Origin of the sequence: Rhizobium sp. AG855 (genome assembly GCF_003610655.1) — a bacterium.
Taxonomy (GTDB): domain Bacteria; phylum Pseudomonadota; class Alphaproteobacteria; order Rhizobiales; family Rhizobiaceae; genus Allorhizobium; species Allorhizobium wuzhouense.
In genome coordinates this window covers 16,658-38,185 of sequence record NZ_RAQG01000005.1, presented here as the reverse complement: position 1 = coordinate 38,185, position 21,528 = coordinate 16,658, and the positions used below count along the sequence as shown (strand labels likewise).

20 protein-coding genes are annotated in these 21,528 nt (G+C 62.0%); 9 read left to right on the top strand and 11 right to left on the bottom strand.

From position 1 onward, the window contains the following. Positions 1-47: 47 nt before the first annotated feature. A complete protein-coding gene (locus tag DFO46_RS19435) occupies positions 48-1,853 on the bottom strand; it encodes a sigma-54-dependent Fis family transcriptional regulator (protein ID WP_120278662.1) in 1,806 nt (601 codons plus the stop codon). 327 nt (positions 1,854-2,180) lie between these two features. Here DFO46_RS19435 and DFO46_RS19430 point away from each other — a divergent pair, with 327 nt between their 5' ends. Continuing rightward, on the top strand, positions 2,181-3,653 hold the full coding sequence (locus tag DFO46_RS19430) for a benzaldehyde dehydrogenase (protein ID WP_120278661.1): 1,473 nt from the start codon (positions 2,181-2,183) through the stop codon (positions 3,651-3,653). 84 nt (positions 3,654-3,737) lie between these two features. After that, positions 3,738-4,505 carry a coniferyl-alcohol dehydrogenase gene (locus DFO46_RS19425; RefSeq protein WP_120278660.1) on the top strand — a complete coding sequence of 256 codons (768 nt, stop codon included), beginning with the start codon at positions 3,738-3,740 and terminating at the stop codon, positions 4,503-4,505. Between the two features lie 153 nt (positions 4,506-4,658). On the opposite strand, the gene DFO46_RS19420 is transcribed toward DFO46_RS19425, so the two are convergent. From DFO46_RS19420 to DFO46_RS19410, 3 genes are all read right to left on the bottom strand, one after another. Beyond that, entirely contained in the window at positions 4,659-4,850 is a 192-nt protein-coding gene (locus DFO46_RS19420) for a CsbD family protein (protein ID WP_110794016.1), read from the bottom strand. A 200-nt stretch (positions 4,851-5,050) separates the two neighbouring features. Then, positions 5,051-5,881, bottom strand: a complete 831-nt coding sequence (locus DFO46_RS19415) for a p-hydroxycinnamoyl CoA hydratase/lyase (RefSeq protein WP_120278659.1) — start codon at positions 5,879-5,881, stop codon at positions 5,051-5,053. Positions 5,882-5,932: 51 nt separating this feature from the next. Then, on the bottom strand, positions 5,933-7,486 hold the full coding sequence (locus DFO46_RS19410) for an AMP-binding protein (protein WP_120278658.1): 1,554 nt from the start codon (positions 7,484-7,486) through the stop codon (positions 5,933-5,935). A 159-nt stretch (positions 7,487-7,645) separates the two neighbouring features. On the opposite strand from DFO46_RS19410, the gene DFO46_RS19405 reads away from it, so the two are divergent. Then, positions 7,646-8,146, top strand: coding sequence for a MarR family winged helix-turn-helix transcriptional regulator (locus DFO46_RS19405; RefSeq protein ID WP_110794013.1), 501 nt, complete (start codon positions 7,646-7,648; stop codon positions 8,144-8,146). A 91-nt stretch (positions 8,147-8,237) separates the two neighbouring features. On the opposite strand, the gene DFO46_RS19400 is transcribed toward DFO46_RS19405, so the two are convergent. Together DFO46_RS19400 and pobA are read right to left on the bottom strand one after the other, a co-directional pair. Further along, a complete protein-coding gene (locus DFO46_RS19400) occupies positions 8,238-9,683 on the bottom strand; it encodes an aldehyde dehydrogenase (protein WP_110794045.1) in 1,446 nt (481 codons plus the stop codon). A 212-nt stretch (positions 9,684-9,895) separates the two neighbouring features. Then, complete coding sequence (pobA, locus tag DFO46_RS19395; RefSeq protein ID WP_120278657.1) at positions 9,896-11,068, bottom strand: 4-hydroxybenzoate 3-monooxygenase; 1,173 nt, start codon at positions 11,066-11,068, stop codon at positions 9,896-9,898. Between the two features lie 104 nt (positions 11,069-11,172). On the opposite strand from pobA, the gene DFO46_RS19390 reads away from it, so the two are divergent. Continuing rightward, positions 11,173-12,135, top strand: coding sequence for a helix-turn-helix domain-containing protein (locus tag DFO46_RS19390; RefSeq protein ID WP_120278960.1), 963 nt, complete (start codon positions 11,173-11,175; stop codon positions 12,133-12,135). On the opposite strand, the gene DFO46_RS19385 is transcribed toward DFO46_RS19390, so the two are convergent. Further along, entirely contained in the window at positions 12,122-13,771 is a 1,650-nt protein-coding gene (locus tag DFO46_RS19385; RefSeq protein WP_120278656.1) for a sulfatase-like hydrolase/transferase, read from the bottom strand. The genes DFO46_RS19390 and DFO46_RS19385 overlap by 14 nt on opposite strands. A gap of 74 nt (positions 13,772-13,845) precedes the next feature. Here DFO46_RS19385 and DFO46_RS19380 point away from each other — a divergent pair, with 74 nt between their 5' ends. Continuing rightward, positions 13,846-14,772 (top strand): lysylphosphatidylglycerol synthase transmembrane domain-containing protein, encoded by a 927-nt coding sequence (locus tag DFO46_RS19380; protein ID WP_245422657.1) that lies wholly within the window; start codon positions 13,846-13,848, stop codon positions 14,770-14,772. An 8-nt stretch (positions 14,773-14,780) separates the two neighbouring features. Here the strand turns inward: DFO46_RS19380 and DFO46_RS19375 are convergent, their stop codons facing one another. Together DFO46_RS19375 and ribA are read right to left on the bottom strand one after the other, a co-directional pair. Next, complete coding sequence (locus DFO46_RS19375; RefSeq protein ID WP_120278654.1) at positions 14,781-15,572, bottom strand: CDP-alcohol phosphatidyltransferase family protein; 792 nt, start codon at positions 15,570-15,572, stop codon at positions 14,781-14,783. A 33-nt stretch (positions 15,573-15,605) separates the two neighbouring features. Next, positions 15,606-16,712, bottom strand: coding sequence for a GTP cyclohydrolase II RibA (ribA, locus tag DFO46_RS19370; RefSeq protein WP_120278653.1), 1,107 nt, complete (start codon positions 16,710-16,712; stop codon positions 15,606-15,608). Positions 16,713-16,853: 141 nt separating this feature from the next. On the opposite strand from ribA, the gene DFO46_RS19365 reads away from it, so the two are divergent. From DFO46_RS19365 to DFO46_RS19350, 4 genes are read left to right on the top strand one after another with little or no spacing between them, the layout of a single operon-like run. Beyond that, positions 16,854-17,876 carry a zinc-binding alcohol dehydrogenase gene (locus DFO46_RS19365; protein ID WP_348627756.1) on the top strand — a complete coding sequence of 341 codons (1,023 nt, stop codon included), beginning with the start codon at positions 16,854-16,856 and terminating at the stop codon, positions 17,874-17,876. Between the two features lie 14 nt (positions 17,877-17,890). Next, positions 17,891-18,289: a 6-carboxytetrahydropterin synthase gene (locus DFO46_RS19360; RefSeq protein ID WP_110794008.1), complete on the top strand. Its 399-nt coding sequence runs from the start codon at positions 17,891-17,893 to the stop codon at positions 18,287-18,289. Continuing rightward, complete coding sequence (locus DFO46_RS19355) at positions 18,286-19,329, top strand: glycosyltransferase family 4 protein (RefSeq protein ID WP_120278652.1); 1,044 nt, start codon at positions 18,286-18,288, stop codon at positions 19,327-19,329. Before DFO46_RS19360 ends, DFO46_RS19355 begins: the two co-directional genes overlap by 4 nt. Next, entirely contained in the window at positions 19,326-20,126 is an 801-nt protein-coding gene (locus DFO46_RS19350) for a class I SAM-dependent methyltransferase (RefSeq protein WP_120278651.1), read from the top strand. The genes DFO46_RS19355 and DFO46_RS19350 overlap by 4 nt, the downstream gene beginning before the upstream one ends. On the opposite strand, the gene DFO46_RS19345 is transcribed toward DFO46_RS19350, so the two are convergent. Next, a complete protein-coding gene (locus DFO46_RS19345) occupies positions 20,079-20,891 on the bottom strand; it encodes a RibD family protein (RefSeq protein WP_120278650.1) in 813 nt (270 codons plus the stop codon). The genes DFO46_RS19350 and DFO46_RS19345 overlap by 48 nt on opposite strands. Positions 20,892-20,908: 17 nt before the next feature. Beyond that, positions 20,909-21,445: a cytochrome b gene (locus tag DFO46_RS19340; RefSeq protein WP_120278649.1), complete on the bottom strand. Its 537-nt coding sequence runs from the start codon at positions 21,443-21,445 to the stop codon at positions 20,909-20,911. Between the last annotated feature and the right edge of the window lie 83 nt (positions 21,446-21,528).

Sequence of the window (21,528 nt, the reverse complement as noted above, 5' to 3'; positions counted from 1 at the left end):
GCCTCTATGCAGGTGAGCGCGGGCTCTGACGTCGTCAGCGCCCTCACTCATTCGCGGCTGTTCTCCTCAAGCAGCCCGAACTTGCGCAGACGATATTCAAGCTTGGCGCGCGAAAGTCCCAGCGCTCTTGCGGCGGCCGAGACATTGCCGCCCGCCTGGTCCAGGGCGCTTCGATAGAGATCCACCTCTGCTGCTGCGAGTTCCTGGGCAGACCGCAGCGTACTTGTTCCGGCAGAGGCCCGAATTGCGGCTGAGACACTTGTCGGAATCGACAACCGCCCTTCAGCGGTCAGCGACGGAGAGAAGGGCGACGTGACCTCTCCGGCCGTGAAGAGATGATGGACATCGATCCAGCCGCCGGCATCGGCGAAGATCACCCCGCGTTCGATCAGGTTCTGCAATTCGCGGATATTGCCGGGAAAATCATAAGCCAGCAGCGCATCCATCGCCCGCCGCGTGAGGCCAACCACCTCCCGGCGATGGCGCTCGCGAAACAGCCGCAGGAAATGATCGACAAGAAGCGGAATGTCGTCTCGCCGTTCCCGAAGCGATGGAATGGAAATCGGAAAGACGCAGAGGCGGAAATACAGGTCCTGGCGGAAGCGCCCCGCCCGCACCTCGTCGGCGAGATCGACATTCGACGCGGCAATGACCCTGACATCGGCGGGCACGCTCTTTGAGCCACCGACCCGTTCGATGACCCGCTCCTGAATGGCGCGCAAAAGCTTGCCTTGGGCTGCATAGGCCAGCGAAGCGATCTCGTCGAGGAACAGCGTCCCGCCAGCCGCGCGTTCGAAATAGCCCGGTCGCGAGGCGACGGCTCCGGTATAAGCTCCTTTTTCGACCCCGAAGAGTTCCGATTCGACCAGCGTATCGGGGATCGCCGCACAGTTGAGGGCCACAAAGGGGCCGCCGGCGCGCGAACTCAAGCGATGCAACTGCTGCGAAAAGAGCTCCTTGCCGACACCCGATTCGCCGACAAGAAGGACCGTCGCCTCGGTATCGGCGACCTTCTCGACCATCAGCCTTGCGCGCAGAAAGCTTGCGGATACGCCAACCACCGGATCGCGCGGCGTGTTGCTGTCGTCCGCGACTGGCTCGGGCGTTGCAACGCGCGCCTTTGCCGCCGAAGGGCGGCGGATGGTGCTCGATCTTGGCCATTCGAGCCCCAGATAGGCGCGCTCCGGCGCATCTTCACCCCATTCTTCGGCATTCTGACCGACGACATAACAGCGCGGCGCTCCCATGGCGCTGCATTCGATTTCGCGGAAGATCACCGGCCGGCCGAACAGCGTGCTGGTATAGCCGCTTGGATAGCCCGTCTGCATCCAGCACACCGGCTCCTGCGCCAGGCCATGATGGGCGACATGCTCGCCAGCCTCTGAGGAGTCATGCCAGTAGAATTCGCCGAAATAGGTGCCCTTGTCGCTGTCGAATTCGAACTGCTTGGTGACGACCTTCACAAACCCTTCGAGCGTATGGACACGCGGGCCGGCAGCAAGCGCGTGGGTGAGGTCCTGGTTCGGAAACCGCTTCTGGATCAGTTCCGCGTCACGTACCCCCTGCATATAGCCGACCCGCATGAAAATGCCCTTGGCCACCTCCATGCCGAAGGCTTCGATGATCTCCTGCCTCAGCCGACCGAGGACCTTGCTCTGCATCAGGACCATACGCTGGTCGTTGAGCCAGATCCGGCCGTCTCCCAATGAAAAATGCAGCGCCTCGGTCAGCTCCGAAAGCGTCGGCGAGGCACCGGTGTCCAGTTCGCTGAAGGCCCCCTTGGAGAGCATCTTGCCGGTCGACTTCGACACATCAGCCAATGACACGAGAGTTGGAGCGCGGTCTTTCGGCATGGAAGACTTTCATCAATTCCGCAATATTCAGCAGAGTTTCATTTTTTGATGAAAATCGCAATAGATGCTGCTAATCGCTTCAATGCTTGACGATGCGCAAAAACGATAGCCGGTACAAAGGGAAAGCCGGATTTCCCACGTCAGCGTCATCTCACACTCCGATTTGGCACGCGCCTTGCGATCCTAATCTTCGAGCCGCTTGAGGAGGCGGCAAGGAGGATGACGCATCACGGACTGATCGGGTGAGCGGCTGGCAGCAGCCTGCCTCGCAACGGCGAAGCTGTGACTGCGACCTCCCAGACCAGACGGGATTGGAGGCCCGAGCCGATGAACATGCATGCACCTAAATTTCTCGACACCGGTCGCTGGGGCGGGATGGCCTATATTTCCGAATGGCAGGAGGCACTGGGCGGTACAATCAACGTCACCGATCCGGCCAATGGTAATGTGCTCGCTGCCGTCGGCTTTTGCGGCGTGGCCGATGTTCAGCGCGCCGCGGCCCAAGCGCGCGCTGCCCAATCAGCCTGGGCCAAGACGCAGCCATCGACGCGGGCCGCGATCCTCAACCGGGCCGCAGACCTGCTGGAGCAGAATGGCGCGGAACTCGCCAGCTGGATCATGCAGGAATCAGGCTCGATCCATGCGAAGGCGATGATCGAGATCGAGCACGGCGCATTGTTTATCCGCCATGCCGCTTCGCTTGCGATGCAGCCGAGCGGGATGTTCCTGCCCGGTATGGATGACCGCACCAATTACGCCCGTCGCGTGCCGCATGGCGTGGTCGGCGTCATCTCGCCGTTCAACTTCCCGCTGGTCCTCTCGGTCCGCTCCATCGCTGCTGCCATCGCGCTTGGCAATACGGTGGTTCACAAGCCCGATCCGCGCACACCGATCTCCGGCGGCATCATCATCGCCCGCATCTTCGAAGAGGCGGGCCTGCCGAAGGGCGTGCTGCATGTCGTGCCCGGCGGGGCTGAAGCTGGTGAGGCTTTGTGCAGCGATCCCAACATCGCCATGGTCTCGTTCACAGGGTCGGCCCGGGGCGGCGCCAAGGTTGGCGAGGTCTGTGGCCGCAATCTGAAACGGGTCCAGCTCGAGCTCGGTGGCAAGAATGCACTCGTCATTCTCGACGATGCCGATCTCGACATCGCCGCCTCCAACGCCGCCTGGGGCGCTTTCCTGCACCAGGGGCAGATCTGCATGGCGACCGGCCTGATCCTGGTCAACGAGAAGATCGAGCAGGGCCTGACGGACCGGCTCGTCGCCAAGGCGCAGCATCTGCCGGCAGGCGATCCATCCACACAGCAGGTGGCGCTCGGCCCGATCATTTCCGATGCGCAGGTCGAAACAATCCAGAAGATCGTTGATGACGCTGTAGCCAAGGGGGCAAAACTGCTCGCCGGCGGCACGCATGATGGCCGCTTCTATACGGCGACCGTCCTCTCCGGCGTCAAGCCGGGCATGCTCGCCTTCGAGGAAGAAATCTTCGGCCCTGTTGCCTGCATCACGTCCTTCAAGACCGACGACGAAGCCGTGGCTCTTGCCAACCATTCCGACTACGGCCTGGCCGCCGGGGTGATCTCTGCCGATCTTGGCAGGGCCATGGCACTCGGCGACCAGTTGAATGTCGGTCAGTTGCATATCAACGACCAGACCATAAACGGTGGCCCCTATGCTCCCTTTGGCGGGCGGGGCAAGTCCGGCAACGGTACCCGGGTTGGCGGCCCCGCTGACATCGAGGAGTTCACCCAGTGGCAATGGGTCTCCGTGAAGAACGCGGCAACCCCTTACCCCTTCTGACCCGGCACGAAGTCCATCGCATCAGCGCAGCGTTCGTCGTCTGGCGAACGGTGCTGATCTCACACAATTCCAGGAACCACGACCATGACACTTTCAGGAAAGACAATTGTCATCACCGGCGTCTCCTCCGGCATCGGCGGCGAAGTCGCCCGTCTCGCCCGCTTTCGCGGTGCAACCGTCATTGGCGTCGACCGCAATGACGCGCTGCTGACGCTCGACGGCTTCATCAAGCTCGACCTCTCGGATCCGGCTGCGATCGATGCATCTCTGGCGCAGTTTCCCACCCGCATCGACGCCTTGGTCAACGCCGCAGGCGTGCCCGGCACGGCGGACAAGCACCTGGTCGCAAGAGTCAATTATCTCGGCCTGCGCCATCTCACCGAAGCGCTTCTCGATCGCATGCCGAAGGGGTCGTCGATCGTCAACTTTGCCTCGATCCTGGGGGCCGAATGGCCCCACCGTGTCGAGCTTCACAAGCAGCTCGCCGCGACAGACAGCTTCGCTGCGGGGCATGATTGGCTCGCCGCCAATCCGGTCGCCCAGGACACCTGCTACCAGTATTTCAAGGAAGCGCTGATCGTCTGGACGATGAAGCGGAGCCATTCGCTGTTCATGGAACGCGACATCCGCATGAACTCCGTCGCTCCGGGTCCCGTCTTCACCCCGATCCTCGGCGACTTCGTCACCATGCTCGGCCAGGAGCGCGTTCAAGCCGATGCCCACAAGATGAAGCGTCCGGCACTCGCCGACGAGATTGCAGGCCCGGTCCTGTTCCTGTGCTCGGACGACGCGCGCTGGGTAGCAGGCATCAACCTGCCGATCGATGGCGGTCTTGCTGCAGTCTACATCTGAAACGAAAAACGGGAATGAGGCGCTTCGGCTTCGTTCCCGTCTCAGACGGATCATCAGAGGGACGGTCTGTGTCGATCCGTCGTCCCAAGCACCGCTCAAAAACCGAAAGGCCCGCACAATGGCGGGCCTAAAGGTATGGTGACACAAAAAGTGTCAAACCTTGTCGATGACGTTCTTCACGGCATCCTTGGCATGACCCTTGGCCTGCTGGGCATCGCCCTTGGCTTCCTGGGCTACGCCCTTGGCCTGAAGGCTGCGGTTGTCGGTCGCATCGCCAACGGCCTGCTTTGCCTTGCCCGTCAGCTCATTCGCCTTACCGGCGATCTTGTCGGCTGTAGAACCCATGATCAATCTCCTTCTGTGGCGGTTACGCGCGGCCTTCAAGTTGCTATCCGGTCAAATGCCGGGGAAGTCCGTTTCGGGCTGCTTAACGATCCGCTTATCTTAACAATGCTCCCAGACGGTTTTCGTTCCGGTTGCTCAGCAAAGAGATGGCCAGGTCCCTTCAAGAGACCTGGCCAAGATGGTCAGGGTTCGGCTGGCTCTTAGCGCTTGTAGGCGCCGAGACCCGGGCGGTAGGTCTTGTCATCGAGGAACTGCTTCAGGCCCTCGGCGCGGCCGTTGCTCTTGTCGAGGAACAGCATCTGTTCGAGCTTGGCGTAGATATAATCGTCCGCCTGCTCCCAGGGCATGTTGCGCACCCGCTTGAAGGTGTCCTTGGCGGCCTTCAGAACCACCGGGTTCTTCTCGAGCAGACTGGCGCAGATGGCGCGAACCCGGGTTTCGAGATCGGCAAGCGGCACGGATTCGTTGACGAGACCCATGTCGCGCGCCTTCTGGCCGCCGAAATTCTCACCCGTCATGATGTAGTAGAGCGAGTCGCGATGGTTCATCACCTCGGCGACAGCGCGCGTGACATTGCCGCCCGGCAGAATGCCCCAGTTGATTTCCGAAAGGCCGAAGGTTGCTTCATCAGCCGCGATCGCCAGATCGCAGGCAACCAGAGGCGTGAATGCACCGCCGAAGCACCAGCCGTTGACCATGGCGATGGTCGGCTTTTCGAAATACATCAGACGGTTCCACCAGCCGCCGGACTGACGGCGGCTCTTCAGGACGGCCGCGCGGCCCTTGCCGTCGTTTTCACGGAAATATTCCTTCAGATCCATGCCGGCAGACCAGGACTGGCCGGCACCGCGCAGGACCAGAACACCGCAGCGATCGTCAGCCTCGAGTTCGTCCAGCACTTCCATCATGCGGATGTTCAGGGCCGGGTTCATCGCATTGCGCTTTTCCGGACGGTTCAGCGTAACGAAAGCGATTCCATTGTCGAATTCGACGACAACAGGGCTCGCGGAGGTTTGTTCAACTTCGCTCATGGATCATGCTCCTTGCAATAGATGTCTCGGGCCTCGCTGGCCCTGCGGTTATCAGGACGGCAGATGGGTCTGGCGCAGAATGTGTTTCTGCGCCTTGCCAGAGGCTGTGCGGGGAATGGCTTCGATAAAGACGATTCGGGCGGGCCGCTTGTAGGACGCGAGCCGCTCCGCGCAGTGGGCGAGGATCTCTTCCGCGCTTGGATGCTCGTCATGCGGTACGATGAATGCGATACCGCATTCGCCCCATTTCGGATCGGCAATACCGATCACGGCAACCTCCCGAACCTTGCGATGCGCACCGATCACGGCCTCGACTTCCGCTGGAAAGACGTTCTCCCCGCCTGAAATATACATATCCTTCAGGCGGTCCGGCACGTGGATCACGCCGCCCTCAGCCCGCCGGCCGAGATCGCCGGACCGATACCAGCCATCGGTAAAGGCGGATGCCGTCTCCTCCGGCTTGTTCCAGTAGCCTGGCGTCACCGAGGGGCCACGCAACCAGATCTCTCCAATTTCGCCATCGGCCACCTCTTCGCCGTTCTCGTCGACGAGCTTTACCTCCAGCAAGGGAGCCGCGAAGCCGACGCTGCCGGGATAACGGGCGACCATCTCGCGATCGAGCGGCATGTGGATGGCAGTTCCGGCCTCGCTCATGCCATAGCCGTTGACGAGCGGGATGCCATCTTCGAGGAAGGTCTCGATCAAGACTGGTGACAGCGGTGCGCCGCCGATGAAGATGGCCTGCAAGGCTTTCAATGCAGCCGGGTTCCAGCCGGGCGCCGCGCGCAAGGCCGCTGCCATCTGCGGTACGGCGAAATAATGGGTGACACCGAGCGCGGGATCGCCGAGCGTGGCAAGCGTGCGGTCCGGCATGAAGCGGTCGGAAATGACCAGCCGCCCACCCATCATCAGGGTCGTCCGGCCGATCGCAACGAGACCGATGGTGTGAAAGAAAGGCAGATCGCAAAGCGCGACGCTGCTTGCCGTCACCTCTCCGACCATAGAAAAGTTGATGGCCGAGGCAAAGGCGTTGCGCCGGGTGATGACGACGCCCTTGGGGGCACCGGTCGTGCCGGACGTGTAGAGCATGATGCAAGGCCGATCCGCCTCGAAGGCAAGCGGCGCAAGAGGCTGGACCTGAACCGCCAGTTCCCACAAACCGTCAGCTCCCTCCGCAGGCAAGGTCGGCACGCTGAGATCGGTCATGCCGGCGAGCGCGTCTGCAAACTCCGCATCATGCACAATGAGCGACGGCTGGCAGTCATCGATGATCCGCTTCAGCTCGGAGGCTCCAAGCCGCCAGTTCAGCGGCACAAAGACAAACCCTGCCCTTTGGCATGCAAGACAGGTGCTGATCTGGGCGATCGAATTGCGGCCGAGAAAGGCAATGCGGGTGGTCGCGGTATCTTCAGCCCGAGCAGCCAGAAACGCTGCAATGCGACCAACGACAAGGTTCAGTTCGCCATAGCTGTAGCTACGGCCGGATGCCACCTCAAAGACCGCAGGCCGGTTGGGGCCAGTCTTCGCGCGATAGATCAGCGGATCATCCGTTTCCAGACCCACTGCACCTGATCCCTGGCTGGTCGACAGCAAAGCATGCTGCATGCTCGTTCTCCTCCATGCCGCCTCATCGAGGCCTCCTCGGCATTTGTATGCTACACTTACTATCTACGGTGTCTTTTGGCAACAGGGATTTGACTGTTGCATGCGATAGTGATCATGAATGATGGCTACAGTGATCGGCGCACAAGCAGAAGAGAAACAATGACGACGCACAAGGACCTGAGGCCGGCGAACGACGATGAGGGTTTCGAACTGGGCAGCCCCCTGCGGACCGGCCGGCTTGATGACATCCTCGGCTTTCACCTGCGCATGGCCAACGTCGCGATCTACCAGGATTACACCGCGGCAATGGGCGATCTCGGCCTGACGCAGAAGCAGTTCGCAGTGCTCGAACTGGTGGCAGCCAATCCCAAAGTCAGCCAGATCGACATCGCCAACCAGCTGAGCATGGACAGGGCGACGATGATGGCGCTGGTCAACCGGCTTGAGGGGCGCAATCTGGTTGCGAGGCAACCATCCTCAGTGGATCGGCGCCGTCAGGAACTGACCCTCACAGGGGAAGGCGCGACGATGCTGACAAAGGCCCGCGACATCCAGAACCAACACGAGGCCCGCTTCACCGGACGCTTTTCGCCGAAGGAGTTGCAGGATCTCATCGCAGCTTTGAAGCGCATCTACAGCGACGCGTCATCGGACACCTGATTTCGGCAGAAGGTGACGGCTCCGTGTTGCGGGGGCACCTCAAAACTGAAACGGCCGCCCCGTGAGGGACGGCCGCCTGATTGGCATAGATTTAGAAGGGGTAGTGCTGGTTCGGATCTTCGATGGTGATCCAGCGCAGCTCGGTGAATTCGGCAATCGCCGCCTTGCCCCCGAAGCGGCCGTAGCCGCTGCCCTTCACACCGCCGAACGGCATCTGCGGCTCGTCGAAGACGGTCGGGCCGTTGATGTGGCAGATGCCGGATTCGATCCGGGCTGCAACCGCCAGCGCGCGGCGAATGTCGCGGCTGAAGACGGCGCCGGAAAGGCCGTATTCGGTGTCGTTGGCGATGCGGATCGCTTCTTCCTCGCCATTGACGCGGATAATCGGCTTCACCGGACCGAAGCTTTCTTCGGAATACATGCGCATTGAGGACGTGACGCCATCGAGCAGGGTCGCTTCAACGACGCTTCCTTCGCGCTTGCCGCCAGCCACAAGCTTGGCGCCCTTCGAAACCGCATCGGCAATCAGGTCGTCCATCTTCTTGGCCGACTCCAGGCTGATCAGCGAGCCGAGGACGACATGGCCCTTCGGATCGCCGGCCGGCAGTTTGGAAGCCTTGGCCGCAAGCTTCTCGACGAATTCGTCCGCGATCTTGGCGTCGACGATGATGCGCTCGGTCGACATGCAGATCTGGCCCATATTGGCGAAGGCGCCAAAGGCGGCGGCGTTTACGGCCGCGTCGATGTCAGCGTCATCGAGGATCACGAGCGGCGCCTTGCCGCCGAGTTCCAGGATCGCCGGCTTCAGGTGACGACCGCAGAGTTCGCCGATGATCTTGCCGACCTTGGTCGAGCCGGTGAAATTCACCCGCTTGACGGAGGGATGCGTGATCAGACCTTCGACGATCTTGGCCGCATCTTCCGGCGCATTGGTGATGACGCCGATGGCGCCGGTCGGCAGGCCAGCCTCGACGAGGCACTGGGCGATCAGGCGATGGGTGCCCGGGCACTGCTCGGAGGCCTTCAGGATCACCGTATTGCCGCAGGCGAGCGGCATGGCAACTGCACGGGTGCCGAGGATGACAGGTGCATTCCACGGCGCGATGCCGAGGCAGACACCGACGGCCTGGCGCATGCCCATGGACAGCGAACCCGGCTTGTTGGACGGAATGACCTCGCCGGAGATCTGGGTCGTCATCGAGGCGGCTTCGCGCAGCATGCTGGCGGCCACCATGACGTTGAAGGCACCCCAATGGCCCGTCGCACCGGTTTCGGCAACGACCAGTTCGCTGAACTCGGCGGTCTTGGATTCCATGATGTCGGCAGCCTTCAAGAGGATCTTGCGACGCTCGCCAGGACCCGTCTTCGACCAACCGGGGAAGGCTGCAGCGGCTGCCTCGACGGCGGCATTCGCATCCTCAAGGCTCGCGGCCGAGGCCGTCGTGGCCACTTCCTGCGTGAAGGGGTTGATCCGGTTGAAGGTCCGGCCGCCATGGGCAGCCTTCTCGGCACCGTTGATCAGCAATGAAATATGCATGTTCATATGAATGTCTCCTCCGTGAGCGGTTGGGCAGCCCATGAAGAGCTGCCGTTACAAGTCTCCGTTCGCCGCTGTCGCCCAGGCATCTCCCCTGCCCCGCTGCGTCCGGTTGCCGATCGGCCTGGAATTTATCTCTCCCAGACCGCCGGCCTATTCCGATCAATTAGTAAGTGTAGCGAACAATTATCATTTCGCAAGAGGGCAAGATTTCAATACGGCAAACCGACATAGTTCTCAGCCATGGCGGTTGAAGCCGCGCGGGACTGCGTCAAATAGTCGAGTTCGGCCTCCTGTATCTTCTGCCCGAAGTCGCCAGTGTCGGGGAAGCGATGCAGAAGCGTCGTCATTGACCAGGAGAAGCGAACCGCCTTCCAGACCCGCCTCAACGCGCGTTCGGAATAGGCATTGATGCCGGCTTCGCTCTTTTCCTGATAGTGTTCAAGCAGACCGGAGAGCAGATAGAACACGTCAGACGCCGCGAGGTTCAGGCCCTTGGCACCCGTCGGCGGGACGATATGAGCAGCGTCGCCGACCAGGAAGAGACGCCCGAAGCGCATCGGCTCGGCGACGAAAGAGCGCAGGGGCGCGATCGATTTTTCGAAGCTCGGACCCGTCACCAGCGCGTCTGCATGGTGGACCGGCAGGCGCCGACGCAACTCGTCCCAGAAGCGGTCGTCTGACCACATGTCCACCGTATCGTCGAGCGAACACTGGACGTAATAGCGGCTGCGCGTGTTTGAGCGCATCGAGCAGAGAGCAAAGCCACGCGGATGGTTGGCGTAGATCAGCTCGTGACTGACCGGGGGCACTTCCGCCAGGATCCCGAGCCAGCCGAAGGGGTAGATCTTTTCGAATGTCTTGATGGCGTCCGCCGGGACCGCCTTGCGGCTCGCCCCGTGAAACCCGTCGCATCCGGCGATGAAATCGCAATCGATGCGGTGGCTTACCCCATCCTTTTCATAGGTGACGTAAGGGTGGTCGCCGTCAAATCCCCCAGGCGTCACCTGGGCCGCATCATAGATCGTCAGGCCGCCGTCACGCTCACGCCGTTCGATCAGATCCAGCGTCACTTCCGTCTGGCCATAAACCATGACGCGCTTTCCGCCCGTCAGATCGAAGAGGTCGATACGGTGGTCGCGGCCGTCGAAAGCCAGCGAAAAGCCGTCATGCGGCAGGCCTTCGCGATGCATGCGCTCGCCGACACCCGCCTTGTCGAGAAGGCCGACTGCCCCCTCTTCCAGCACACCGGCGCGCACGCGCGACAGGATATGCTCACGGCTCACACGGTCGACGATGACATTGTCGATGCCGGCATTGGTGAGCAACTGACCGAGCAGCAGACCCGACGGTCCTGATCCGATGATGGCGACTTTGGTGCGCATGGTTCCTCCCGATGGCGTGCCGTCACTTGGCAATGCGCAAGTCTTCGCCGTCGGAAGGCCCATAGACAATGGACGAAGCTATCCTTTTATTGCACAATTCGAACATGACAAAGCGCAACAGTGGCCCAACCAGCATCATCCCGACCTATGAGCTCTACGGCGAGGATGATGCCGCATCCGCTCAATTTCGGTTGCACTGCGAAACAATTCCGTCGCGAAGCAGTCTGCATCATTGGGAAATCGGGCTGCATCGCCACGAATATTTCTTCCAGATTCTGCTGATCACGCGCGGCTCCGGTGATGCTGTCTATGGTGACCAGATTGTGCGCTTCGAACCTGTGTCCGTGCTCACGGTGCCACCATCCGTCGGCCACGGTTTCCGCTTCTCTCCGGATATCGACGGCTTTGTCTTCACCATCCTCGCCAACCGCCTTCCGGTGAGGCCAGGGGAGCCGGGCGCGATTGGCGCATTTCTGTCTCAACCCCGCATCACCCGCCTCCCCGAGCAGACCGCCGAAAGCGATCTCATCCGATCCAATCTGGAGAGGGTGGCCGCCGAGTGGAACACGCGCCTTAGCGGGCGGTCCGTCTTGATGGAAACAGGACTTGCAACGGCGCTCGTGCTGACCGCCCGGATCGCAGCCCAGGAGGCGGACGAAGTGGAGATCGGTGGGGACAACGACCGGCGCATCGAAGCCCTGCTGGCGCTTCTGCATCGCGAGGTGCGCCAGCATCGCCCGGCCTCCTTCTATGCCGATGCGCTCGGCATCTCGACCACCCATCTCAACCGCGTGGTGAAAGCAAAGACAGGGCTCAGCACCCAGGACCTGATCGCAAGACGCTTGCTGGAGGAGGCGCAGCGCGAACTGCTGTTCACACCCGACAGCGTGCAGGAGGTCGCGTTTCGGCTCGGCTTCGCAGACCCCGCTTATTTCTCCCGCTTCTTCACCCGCCAGACCGGCGTCACGCCGCGAAACTGGAAACGTCAGGAGCAACGTCGGCTGGGTTCGAGAGGCGAGGTCGCGCCGAGCGGTAACGCGGCATCGCACGCCATCAGCGCTCGCTGAAGCGATCGATCAACACCTGGCGCATGGCGTCCATCGGCCATTCGCGTGCATTGGCCGCAGGCAGCATGCCTGCCGAAAACCCTTCGGCACGGAAGCGGGCGATCAAATCGGTATCGCCGCTCACCACGTGCAGCGGAACCGCACGCGACGCATTCGGTCCCGTGACGATCGCCGCCGGCTGGTGATCGCCGAGCACGATGAAGACGGTATCCTTGCCGAAACGGGCCATGTAGCTGCCCAGCGTTTCCAGCGAATAGTCGATCGTGGCAATGTACTGGCGGCGTACCCGGTCCGGATCTGACCAGACGACGGAAGGAGGATCGCCACTTGTCGCCTGCTCGTTGAACACAGAACCATCACCGACAGCATCCCAATCAATCATGCGGGCGACCGGCGTCCAGGGGGCATGGCTCGAGATCAGGGCAATTTCCGCCATGAAAGGCTTGCCGCTCTCTCGCTCCGGCCCGCGAACAAGACGTTCGAAGGCCGCCAGCGTGTACTGGTCCGGCATGGTGATCCAGTTGAACGGTTTGCCGCGGTAGCCGAGGCCGGCCGCCGGCAGGATCTGGCTGTAACCGTAATAGGACGCGTCGGGCCAATCCATGGTGATTGCCGGCATGATGGCGGCTGTCTTCCAGCCCGCTTGCGCAAACAGCCGGTTGAGGCTCGGCTGGTCGCTCCTGATCAGCCGGTCATAACGCGCCTGGCTGTCGACCCAAAGGCCGGAGAGCAGCGTGCCGTGGGCGAGCCAGCTCAGCCCACCGACCGTGGGTGACCTTACCCACGCACTTGCCGACTGCAAGCCGGCGGCATCCAGCATCGCCTGGACAGATTGCAGGCGCGGTCGGGTGACGCCGGCATAACGCGGATCGTCGACGGCGCTGCGACCATAGGACTCGACGAAGATCAGAACCACGTCCTTGCCGGCAACGGCCTGGAAAAGGCGCTCGCCGCTGCGCGGGCCAGTCCCTTGCTTAAGCTCGGCCTCGAAGAGCCGCATGTCATCGATGGAACGCACCACCAGCGAGAGCCGGCCGGACAGATAACCAGCCATATGAAGTTCTACACCCGGTCGACCCAGTGCAAGCAGCAGCGATCCGATGATGGCAAGCGCACCAAAGGCAAGCAGCAGCAAGGCGCGGGAAAGCCCGCGCGCATGCGCCATCCACTGCATCGACCGGAGAAAGAGCCCCATGAGCAGCAGGAGGCCGGCGACCGCCATGGAAGCGACAAGCACCGCAACCAGCGAGCCGAACGTGCCCGACATCAGGTTCCAGCCGTCGCCGATCATCTTGATGTCGAGATAGGGATTGAACGGCCTCTGGAAGGCTGCCTGCGTGCCGATATCGGCGATCTTGAGGAAAAGAATGACAAAGACGACAACAGCGGCCATCAATCCCAGCACACGACGCAGGCGCCCACTTGTCATCAACAGAACCAGGGCGCCCAACGGCCATTCAAGCGGCAACCGCAGAAAGGGTGAGAGGCCCAACGCATCCGGGTGATCGGGAAGCGTGAAGGCGCCGAAAGCGATCAGGCTGAACAGAAGCGTGCCGACCACGACGCGCCAGCGGGGCGGAAGAGCCTCGGATGTGGAACGGATCTCGTAAATGTTTTCAGCTATCCTATGTTTCATGCACACCACCTGCCCGAACCTGCCAGAGACCGGCACCCGGCACGGCGGCTGCCATGTCCGGAGAAGATTGCCCCGTGTCGCCTCGTGCCAGATGTCTGCCCCCGCTTCTCATGATCGGGCTTCTCGTCGTTTTGCTCTGGCGCACCGATCTTGGCGCCCTCGGCCAAGCTTTCGCGCGGATATCGCCAGCCCCCGTGATTGCGGGTCTGTGCCTCGTCCAGTTCCAGATCATCCTGTCGGCCCTGCGCTGGCGTTTTACCGCAGCGAGGCTCGGGCAGGTCATCAGCGCAGGGCGCGCCATCCGCGAATATTACGTGGCGAGCCTGCTCAATCAGAGCCTGCCCGGCGGCATGGGCGGGGATGCCATCCGGGCCTGGCGCATGCGCTTCGCCGGAGAGGGTGGGTGGAAGCTGCCGGCCAAAGCAATCCTCTATGAGCGCCTGTCGGGTCAGGCGATATTCTTCCTGATCCTCGCCCTCGGTCTGCCGCTCTGGCCCTTGCTGATCGCCGGCCAATCTCCCTTGCGAATGCAATGGTTGGTGATCGCGATAGGTTCGGCTGGTCTGCTGCTGATTTTCGGCGTCTGGTGGCTGTCTAGGGGATCGGCCCGGACCACGCTGCAGAACCTGTCCAACGACGCCGCCGAAGTTTTCCTGCGCCGTCATGCCTGGCTGGTGCAATCGGGCGTGAGCCTGGTGGTGGTCGCGGCCTATGTCGCGGTCTTCCTGCTGTCGTCCTTCGCGATCGGCGCAAGCCTGCCCTGGCAGGCGGCCCTGACGATCATCCCGCTGTGCCTGTTGTCGATGCTTATTCCCGTCGGGCTCGGCGGCTGGGGCACGCGTGAAGCAGCCGCCATGGCGCTTTGGCCGCTCTTCGGCTTCTCGGCGGCCGACGGGCTGGCGGCTAGCCTGCTCTATGGTGCCCTGTCGTTTCTGGGAGCAACTCCAGGTCTGTTGATCCTGGTGGCGGAAGCATTGCGGCCGCGGCGTCGCGCGGAGTGACTTCTGCTTCACGGTGCGAGGACCTGCGGACGAAGCAGATAGTGGATGTCAACGGCGAAGGAATAGCTGAGAAGCAGGAGCGCCGAGAGCGCCACGATCGTCGAGACCGGCGGCACGACGAATGGCACGAGAAGCAGGCACAATGCCACGATCTGCAGCACACAGACGAGTTTCCGACGAAAGGACGGCGGCAGCCGACCGTTCAGCCTGGGTTCGTATCGTGCGGCAAGCACGAAGGCATACCGCATCAGACCGATCATCACCACCCAGAGCCCGGCCTTTTCGAGCAGCGCGGCAGCGGCGGAGAGAATGAGGATCAGCAAGGCATCGACCTCCATGTCGAAGCGCGCACCAAAGTCCGATTCCTGGCCCTGGCGGCGGGCGAGATAGCCGTCGAATCCGTCAAGGGTCAGCGCAAAGAGGACGACCCCCACCAGAGCGAGCAAGGCAGTCCGGTCGGCAGCCAGGTCGTCGAAACAGAAGATGCAAGCGCCAAGCAGGCTGACGAGGCTGGCGCGGAATGCCGTCACCAGATTGGCATGGCCAAAGCGATCAAAGGGATGACCGGAGAGGCCACCGAGAACCAGAGCGAAGATCACCGCCGCGCACAGAACAGGCCAGGCAATGAAGTCCCAGCCCAGTTCCGGCCGCAATGCGCTCAGCGCCAGTGCCACAACGGCCGTTCCAGCCAGCAAGCCAGACAGAATGATCAACGTGTCGCGCAGCAGCGACGGCGCCACAGAAAGCCTTTCGGCCCCATTCTGCCGCCCCTCGCCCAGCCTGCCCGGCTCGCTTGCCATTCTAATGCTCCAGCCCCTGTTGCACGCCGCAGTCTACTCGGCTGCGACGAGGCTGGCGAGATCCATCATATGGCCTGCCCTCAGTGTCTTTGTGCGCAGGTAATTCTCGTTTTCGGCGGTAACGCGACCGTTCACCGCAGCGCGTGCCTCGACTTGGATGCCACCCAGACGCAGGCCTTCGATCTTCGTCGGATTGTTGGTGTAGACCGCCACCCGGTCGATCTTCAGATGCTGCAGCATGGCGACGGCCGCTTCATAGCGACGGTGATCCTCGCGCAGACCGAGCTCGGCATCCGCATCGATCGTGTCGAGGCCGAGATGCTGGTAGCCATAGGCACGCATCTTCGCACCGATGCCCGTTCCGCGACCTTCCTGATCGAGATAAAGCAGGACGCCACCACCGGCGCTCTTCAGGAGAGCCAGCCCGTTGCGCAACTGGTCGCCGCAATCGCATTTCAGCGAACCGCATAGGTCGCCAGTGATGCAGGACGAGTGAATCCGGATCGGGACTGTCTTCGACACATCGGGCTTTCCGACGACGATGGCAACCTGATCCTTCTGGGCAAGGCCACCACGGAATACCACGAAGTCGGCATCGCCCAAATCCTTCAACGGGACGCGGGTGCGCACAACCTGGTCGAAACGCTGGCGGGCGACATCAGCCCCCTTCAGGCGGCTTGCCGAAAGTTCGCAGCAACCGGCAAAGCGATCGGCCATGTCGGTGACGTCGGCGACCACCATCGCCGGCAGCAGAAGTGCCAGGCGGGCAAGTTCTGCGGACTGGGAGGCCAGCTGATCGGCCTGCTGCCAAGAGCGGGGCGCATCTGCACCGAGCGAATAAGCAAGACGCGATGCCTGGTCGAAGGTGATGCCGGACAGAGGGGCGAGGATGTCGCCATCGGTTGGCAGACCCAATCGCGAAGCGCGTGGCGCTGTGAGGAGAAGAGCATGGCGGTCTTCGGTCGCCGCAGCGAACTGGTCGTAAACAGAGGGGGCAACGCAATCCAGCGCAAAGGTCGCAAGCCGTCGCGGTCCTGCATTCAGCAGCACGGGACGGCCGTAACGAAGTTCGGACACGGCCCTCTCGACCTCAATTTCCGGCGTGGAGAACTGGAAGACGGCCTGGCTGGACTTCGACATGGTGTTACTCTCCCTGAGACAGTGGTTCCAATACGCCGAACCCCCGTCGGCGGATTGCGGTCCCGCCATAAATTAAATTCTGTTGTCCTCAAGGAACCAAATGCGCATTTAGGCCATACGTTCCTGAGCCGCGGAGCATAAATGGTCATCATGGAGGATCATGTGAAGAGCCAAGGTGATGAACAGAGCGTATCGGCATCCAGGACGGGACAGGCACTTTGGATCGAGGCTGCCGGCCGGTGTGATCTGCGCCATGAAACCGTGCCTGCCATTCGCCCCGGAGAGGTTTTGGTGCGCACGCTTTACAGCGGTATCAGCCGAGGCACGGAAGCCCTCGTCTTCGAGGGCCGCGTTCCACAGAGCGAGTTCGAGCGCATGCGGGGGCCGGGCATGGAAGGGCATTTCCCCTTCCCCGTCAAATACGGATATTCTGCTGTTGGCGTGATTGAGGCCGGTCCGCCAGAGTTGATGGAGCGGGAGGTTTTCTGTCTCCACCCGCACCAGGACTTTTTTGTCGTGCCCGCCGAGCGCGTCACAATCCTGCCGGCGTCGCTGCCGGCCCGACGTGCCATTCTAGCCGCCAATATGGAAACGGCGTTGAACGTGGTCTGGGATGCCCAGATCCAACCTGGTGATCGGGTTGCCGTGTTCGGGGCAGGCGTCGTCGGAGCGTTGATCGCCTATCTGTCATCAAGGATCGCGGGTACCGAGACAGTTCTCATTGATCGCGAGCCCAGCAGGGCCGCCCTCGCCGCCGCGCTCGGACTGACCTTCTCCTCACCCGGTGACCTTGCCGGCGAGTTCGATGTGATCGTCAATGCGACGGCGTCGGCCCAGGTGCTGGAGGCCGCCATCGGTCTTGCCGGACTGGAAGGACGGATCGTCGAGGCGAGCTGGTATGGAGATCGATCGGTCACACTTCCGCTTGGCGGCGCTTTCCACGCGCGTCGGCTGTCGCTCGTCAGCTCGCAGGTCGGCAACTTGCCTGCCTCTCATCGGGCACGCTGGACTTATGCCCGCCGCCTCGCCAAAGCCCTCGACCTGCTGCTCGATGTCAAACTCGATGCCCTGATCTCTGGCGAGACACCTTTTTCTGAACTATCCGCCGCCTATGCGCGTATCCTGTCGAGACCCGACACACTCTGCCATCGCATCCGCTACTGAAGAAAAGAGAGCTTATGTTTGCTGTTGAAGTTCGAGACCATATCATGATCGCCCACAGCCTGCCGCGCCCGGTTTTCGGGCCAGCCCAGGGCATGCATGGCGCCACCTTTGTCGTGGATGCTGCCTTCTTCACCAAGGACGTCGATGAAGATGGGCTCGCAGTCGACATCGGAGCCGCGACCACGGTGCTGGCAGAGGTGCTGAAGCCGCTCAACTACCAGAACCTCGACGAACTTGCCGTTTTCAAGGGCAAGGTGAGCACGACCGAGGTGATTGCCAAACACATCTTCGACGAACTCTCGGAAGCCGTCGCCGCCAAGCGTCTCGGTCCGGGAAGCGGACGCATCTGCCGCCTGAAGGTGACCCTGCACGAGTCTCATGCCGCGCGCGGCTGGTATGAGGCCGATCTTTGAGCCTTAGCCTTACCTTCGCCTATCCCGGCGATCTCGGGATCAACACCGGCGGCTATGGTTATGACCGCCGGGTTGTCGCCGGCCTACAAACCCTCGGGTGGAGTGTGACGCTCCTGCCACTGGGCGACGGATTTCCGGCACCCTCTCAAACGGTGCTGGATACGGCGGACGCTCGCCTCTCCGCCCTTGCGGATAACACATTGGTGCTTGTGGACGGCCTTGCCTACGGGGTGCTCGACGGCTGGGCCAGCGACCATGCAACGCGGCTTCGGATCGCTGCGCTGGTTCATCATCCGCTGGCATTGGAGACAGGCATATCACGCGATGAGCGTCTCCGGGTGGCTGCAAGCGAACGGAAGGCCCTGTCCTTCGCGCGACATGTTTTCGTGACGTCGCCGATGACGGGCCGGGAGCTTGTTGAGAATTATGCGGTTTCGCCGACCGCACTGACCGTTGCGCTACCCGGAACCGAGCCGTCCGGCCTCTCACCCCGCAAAAACGAACCGCCGGTGATCATTTCGGTGGGTACGCTGACACGCCGCAAGGGCCACGATGTCCTGATCAGGGCCTTGAAGCAGGTGGAAACGCTTCCCTGGACGGCCAGAATTGTTGGCAGTCGCACACTCGACACCGCAACAGCCTCGGCGCTCGACGCGCTCATTGCTTCGCTCGACCTTGCGGAACGGATAAAACTGGTCGGAGAAGTCGAAGACAGCCGCGCGGAGATGATGCGCGCCGATATCTTCGCACTCGCCAGCCGGTATGAGGGTTACGGCATGGTCTTTGCGGAAGCCCTGTCGCATGGCCTGCCAATCGTCGCCTGCGCAACGGGCGCCGTCCCGGAGGTCGTTCCCGAGAATGCGGGCATGCTTGTTCCCGTCGACAACGTGGAAGCCTTTGCCGGAGCACTGCGCCAGATGCTGACCGAGGCCACGACCCGCAAGGCCAAAGCCCGGGGATCAGCTGCGGCTGGCGGACGCCTGCCAACGTGGAATGACACAGCTGCCATCCTATCACGCCGTTTGCAGGAACTGACATGAGCGGATTCGACAAAGACTGGCTGGCACTTCGTGAGCCCGCCGACCGTCAGGCAAGAGCAAAACCTCTGATGGATGCCCTCCGCCGTCATCTGGTGGAGGAGACGGAAACCCCGTCGCTGCTCGACATTGGCTGCGGCACGGGCTCGACCTATCGCGCCCTCTCTTCTCTTCTGCCGGCAAACACCCGGTGGCAACTGCTCGACTATGATCCGCAGCTTCTCCAGGAGGCGGCCAGACGGATCGGCACCTCGGACATGGTCACGATGCGCCAGCACGATCTCAACGATCTCGCCGCCCTGCCACTCGACGGGGTATCGGTGGTAACGGCCTCAGCGCTCTTCGATCTCTGTTCGGCCGATTTCTGCAGCCGCTTTGTCAACCGGCTTGCGGAGCAAGCGGCGGGGCTCTATGCGGCGCTGAATTACGATGGTGTCATGCAATGGAGCGTCCCCCATCCACTCGATGGAGCGGTCGTCGAAAGCTTCAATCGCCACCAACGGCTGGACAAGGGCTTCGGTCCGGCGCTGGGACCCGATGCGACCGGCCATCTGCGCCACTCGCTGGAACCCCTGGGTTACAGGGTGATGACCGGTGAAAGTCCCTGGCATCTCGGCCCTGAGCAGCAAGCGCTACAGGTCGAGTTGCTACGCGGCATAGAGAAGCCGGTGAGCGAGATCGGCGTGATCGATGCGTCCGATCTCAAAAGTTGGCTTGCCTTTCGCCTGGCGGCCGTTACCGCGCAGAACAGCTCATGCGTGATCGGCCACTCGGACCTTCTGGCCATACGCACTCGCTGACGAGATCTGCGGGCGCAATTCACAATCGAAAAGGATGTCGCTGCCGAGATTGTAGACCTTGGCAGTCGGTCGATGAGCGCTGGAGAGTTCCGCAATCGGCGGCAGGCTTATTCCGGCCGGGCCGGAACCGATGATCAGCGGCGCAATCGCCACATGCAACCGGTCGACCAGGCCGGCATCAATGAAACGGGAGATGGTGCGCGCACCTCCTTCAACGAGAATGCGGCACAGTCCGCGCTCCCCAAGCGCATCCAGCATCGCCTGCGGATCGAGGCCCTGTTCGGTCCGCCGCACGCGTATGACATCGGCCGCATAGGTCCGCGTCGGCACGTCATGCGCCTGGATCAGGATCACGGGTGCACCACCATCGTGGAAAAGCGTCTCTTCCCCGGTGAGTTCCGCGCGACAGTCGACCACGACACGCACGGGGTTCGGTCCTTTCACGGCCCGCACTGACAGGCGCGGATTGTCAGCCTTGACCGTTCCGACACCGACGATCACGGCCTCGACCAGAGCACGGCAACGATGCAGATGGGCAATGCCATCGGGTCCGGAGATGTCACGAGCGTCGCCGGCAGGTGTCGCCACGCGGCCGTCGATCGATTGCCCGACCTGGGCCAGCACGAAACCGCCCCGTGTCGAAGCGATCGGCCCGTAGAGGGCCAGGGCCGGATCATTCTCCTCACCGGCCGTCACGCTCGTCCGACCGCCCCGCATGGCCAGAAGCCTTGCCCAGAGATGGTCGGTCATGTCGATCTTGCGCATGAGGGTCGTCCCGGCGTTCACAGAATACGATACAGCGTGCCGTCGCGACGCAGGATATGGTGGAAGAGCGCGGCACCCAGATGCAACGCAAACAGGGTCAAAAGGATCCAGGCGCTTGTTTCGTGAATAGATGAGAGTGTCCAGGCGATATCCGGTGACTTGCCAATCGGGCTCCAGACCGGGAACAGGCCGAACCACTGCAACGGAAAGCCATGCGCATTGGTGGCCAGAAATCCCGTGACGGGCATGAGGACGAGGAAAAGATAGAGAAGCCCGTGAACGCTGCCGGCAGCCATGCGTTCGATCGCAGACCCTTCGCTGGGAGGCGCCGAGCCAGTCAGCCTGACGCCGATGCGCAGGAGCATGATCCAGAGGACAAGGAAGCCGATACTCTCATGCACGAGATAAAAATCGAGCTTCACATCATCCTTGACGAAACCGATCATCAGGCCGAGGGGCCAGGTCACCAGAACCAGCGCTGCGACCAGCCAATGCAGGAGCCGGAGAGCCGGCCGATGGCGCACGACGGCGTCGCTATTGTTTGAGTTTTCCATCGCATCCCCTTGAGCGGCTAACCTTTAGGCAGCTGCCATTTATTGGTCTTGTCCAATAAATAGGATGAGACAAACTTTTCCGC

Bases quoted from the DNA above. Each gene is read 5' to 3' on its own strand.
- DFO46_RS19420 (WP_110794016.1), bottom strand. From the start codon at position 4,850: ATGGGTTCTACAGCCGACAAGATCGCCGGTAAGGCGAATGAGCTGACG.
- DFO46_RS19415 (WP_120278659.1), bottom strand. From the start codon at position 5,881: ATGAGCGAAGTTGAACAAACCTCCGCGAGCCCTGTTGTCGTCGAATTC.
- DFO46_RS19385 (WP_120278656.1), bottom strand. From the start codon at position 13,771: ATGAAACATAGGATAGCTGAAAACATTTACGAGATCCGTTCCACATCC.
- DFO46_RS19425 (WP_120278660.1), top strand. From the start codon at position 3,738: ATGACACTTTCAGGAAAGACAATTGTCATCACCGGCGTCTCCTCCGGC.
- DFO46_RS19365 (WP_348627756.1), top strand. From the start codon at position 16,854: ATGGTCATCATGGAGGATCATGTGAAGAGCCAAGGTGATGAACAGAGC.
- DFO46_RS19410 (WP_120278658.1), bottom strand. From the start codon at position 7,486: ATGCAGCATGCTTTGCTGTCGACCAGCCAGGGATCAGGTGCAGTGGGT.
- DFO46_RS19340 (WP_120278649.1), bottom strand. From the start codon at position 21,445: ATGGAAAACTCAAACAATAGCGACGCCGTCGTGCGCCATCGGCCGGCT.
- DFO46_RS19430 (WP_120278661.1), top strand. From the start codon at position 2,181: ATGAACATGCATGCACCTAAATTTCTCGACACCGGTCGCTGGGGCGGG.
- DFO46_RS19435 (WP_120278662.1), bottom strand. From the start codon at position 1,853: ATGCCGAAAGACCGCGCTCCAACTCTCGTGTCATTGGCTGATGTGTCG.
- DFO46_RS19375 (WP_120278654.1), bottom strand. From the start codon at position 15,572: ATGGCAAGCGAGCCGGGCAGGCTGGGCGAGGGGCGGCAGAATGGGGCC.
- ribA (WP_120278653.1), bottom strand. From the start codon at position 16,712: ATGTCGAAGTCCAGCCAGGCCGTCTTCCAGTTCTCCACGCCGGAAATT.
- DFO46_RS19390 (WP_120278960.1), top strand. From the start codon at position 11,173: ATGACAAAGCGCAACAGTGGCCCAACCAGCATCATCCCGACCTATGAG.
- DFO46_RS19360 (WP_110794008.1), top strand. From the start codon at position 17,891: ATGTTTGCTGTTGAAGTTCGAGACCATATCATGATCGCCCACAGCCTG.
- DFO46_RS19405 (WP_110794013.1), top strand. From the start codon at position 7,646: ATGACGACGCACAAGGACCTGAGGCCGGCGAACGACGATGAGGGTTTC.
- DFO46_RS19400 (WP_110794045.1), bottom strand. From the start codon at position 9,683: ATGCATATTTCATTGCTGATCAACGGTGCCGAGAAGGCTGCCCATGGC.
- DFO46_RS19345 (WP_120278650.1), bottom strand. From the start codon at position 20,891: ATGCGCAAGATCGACATGACCGACCATCTCTGGGCAAGGCTTCTGGCC.
- pobA (WP_120278657.1), bottom strand. From the start codon at position 11,068: ATGCGCACCAAAGTCGCCATCATCGGATCAGGACCGTCGGGTCTGCTG.
- DFO46_RS19350 (WP_120278651.1), top strand. From the start codon at position 19,326: ATGAGCGGATTCGACAAAGACTGGCTGGCACTTCGTGAGCCCGCCGAC.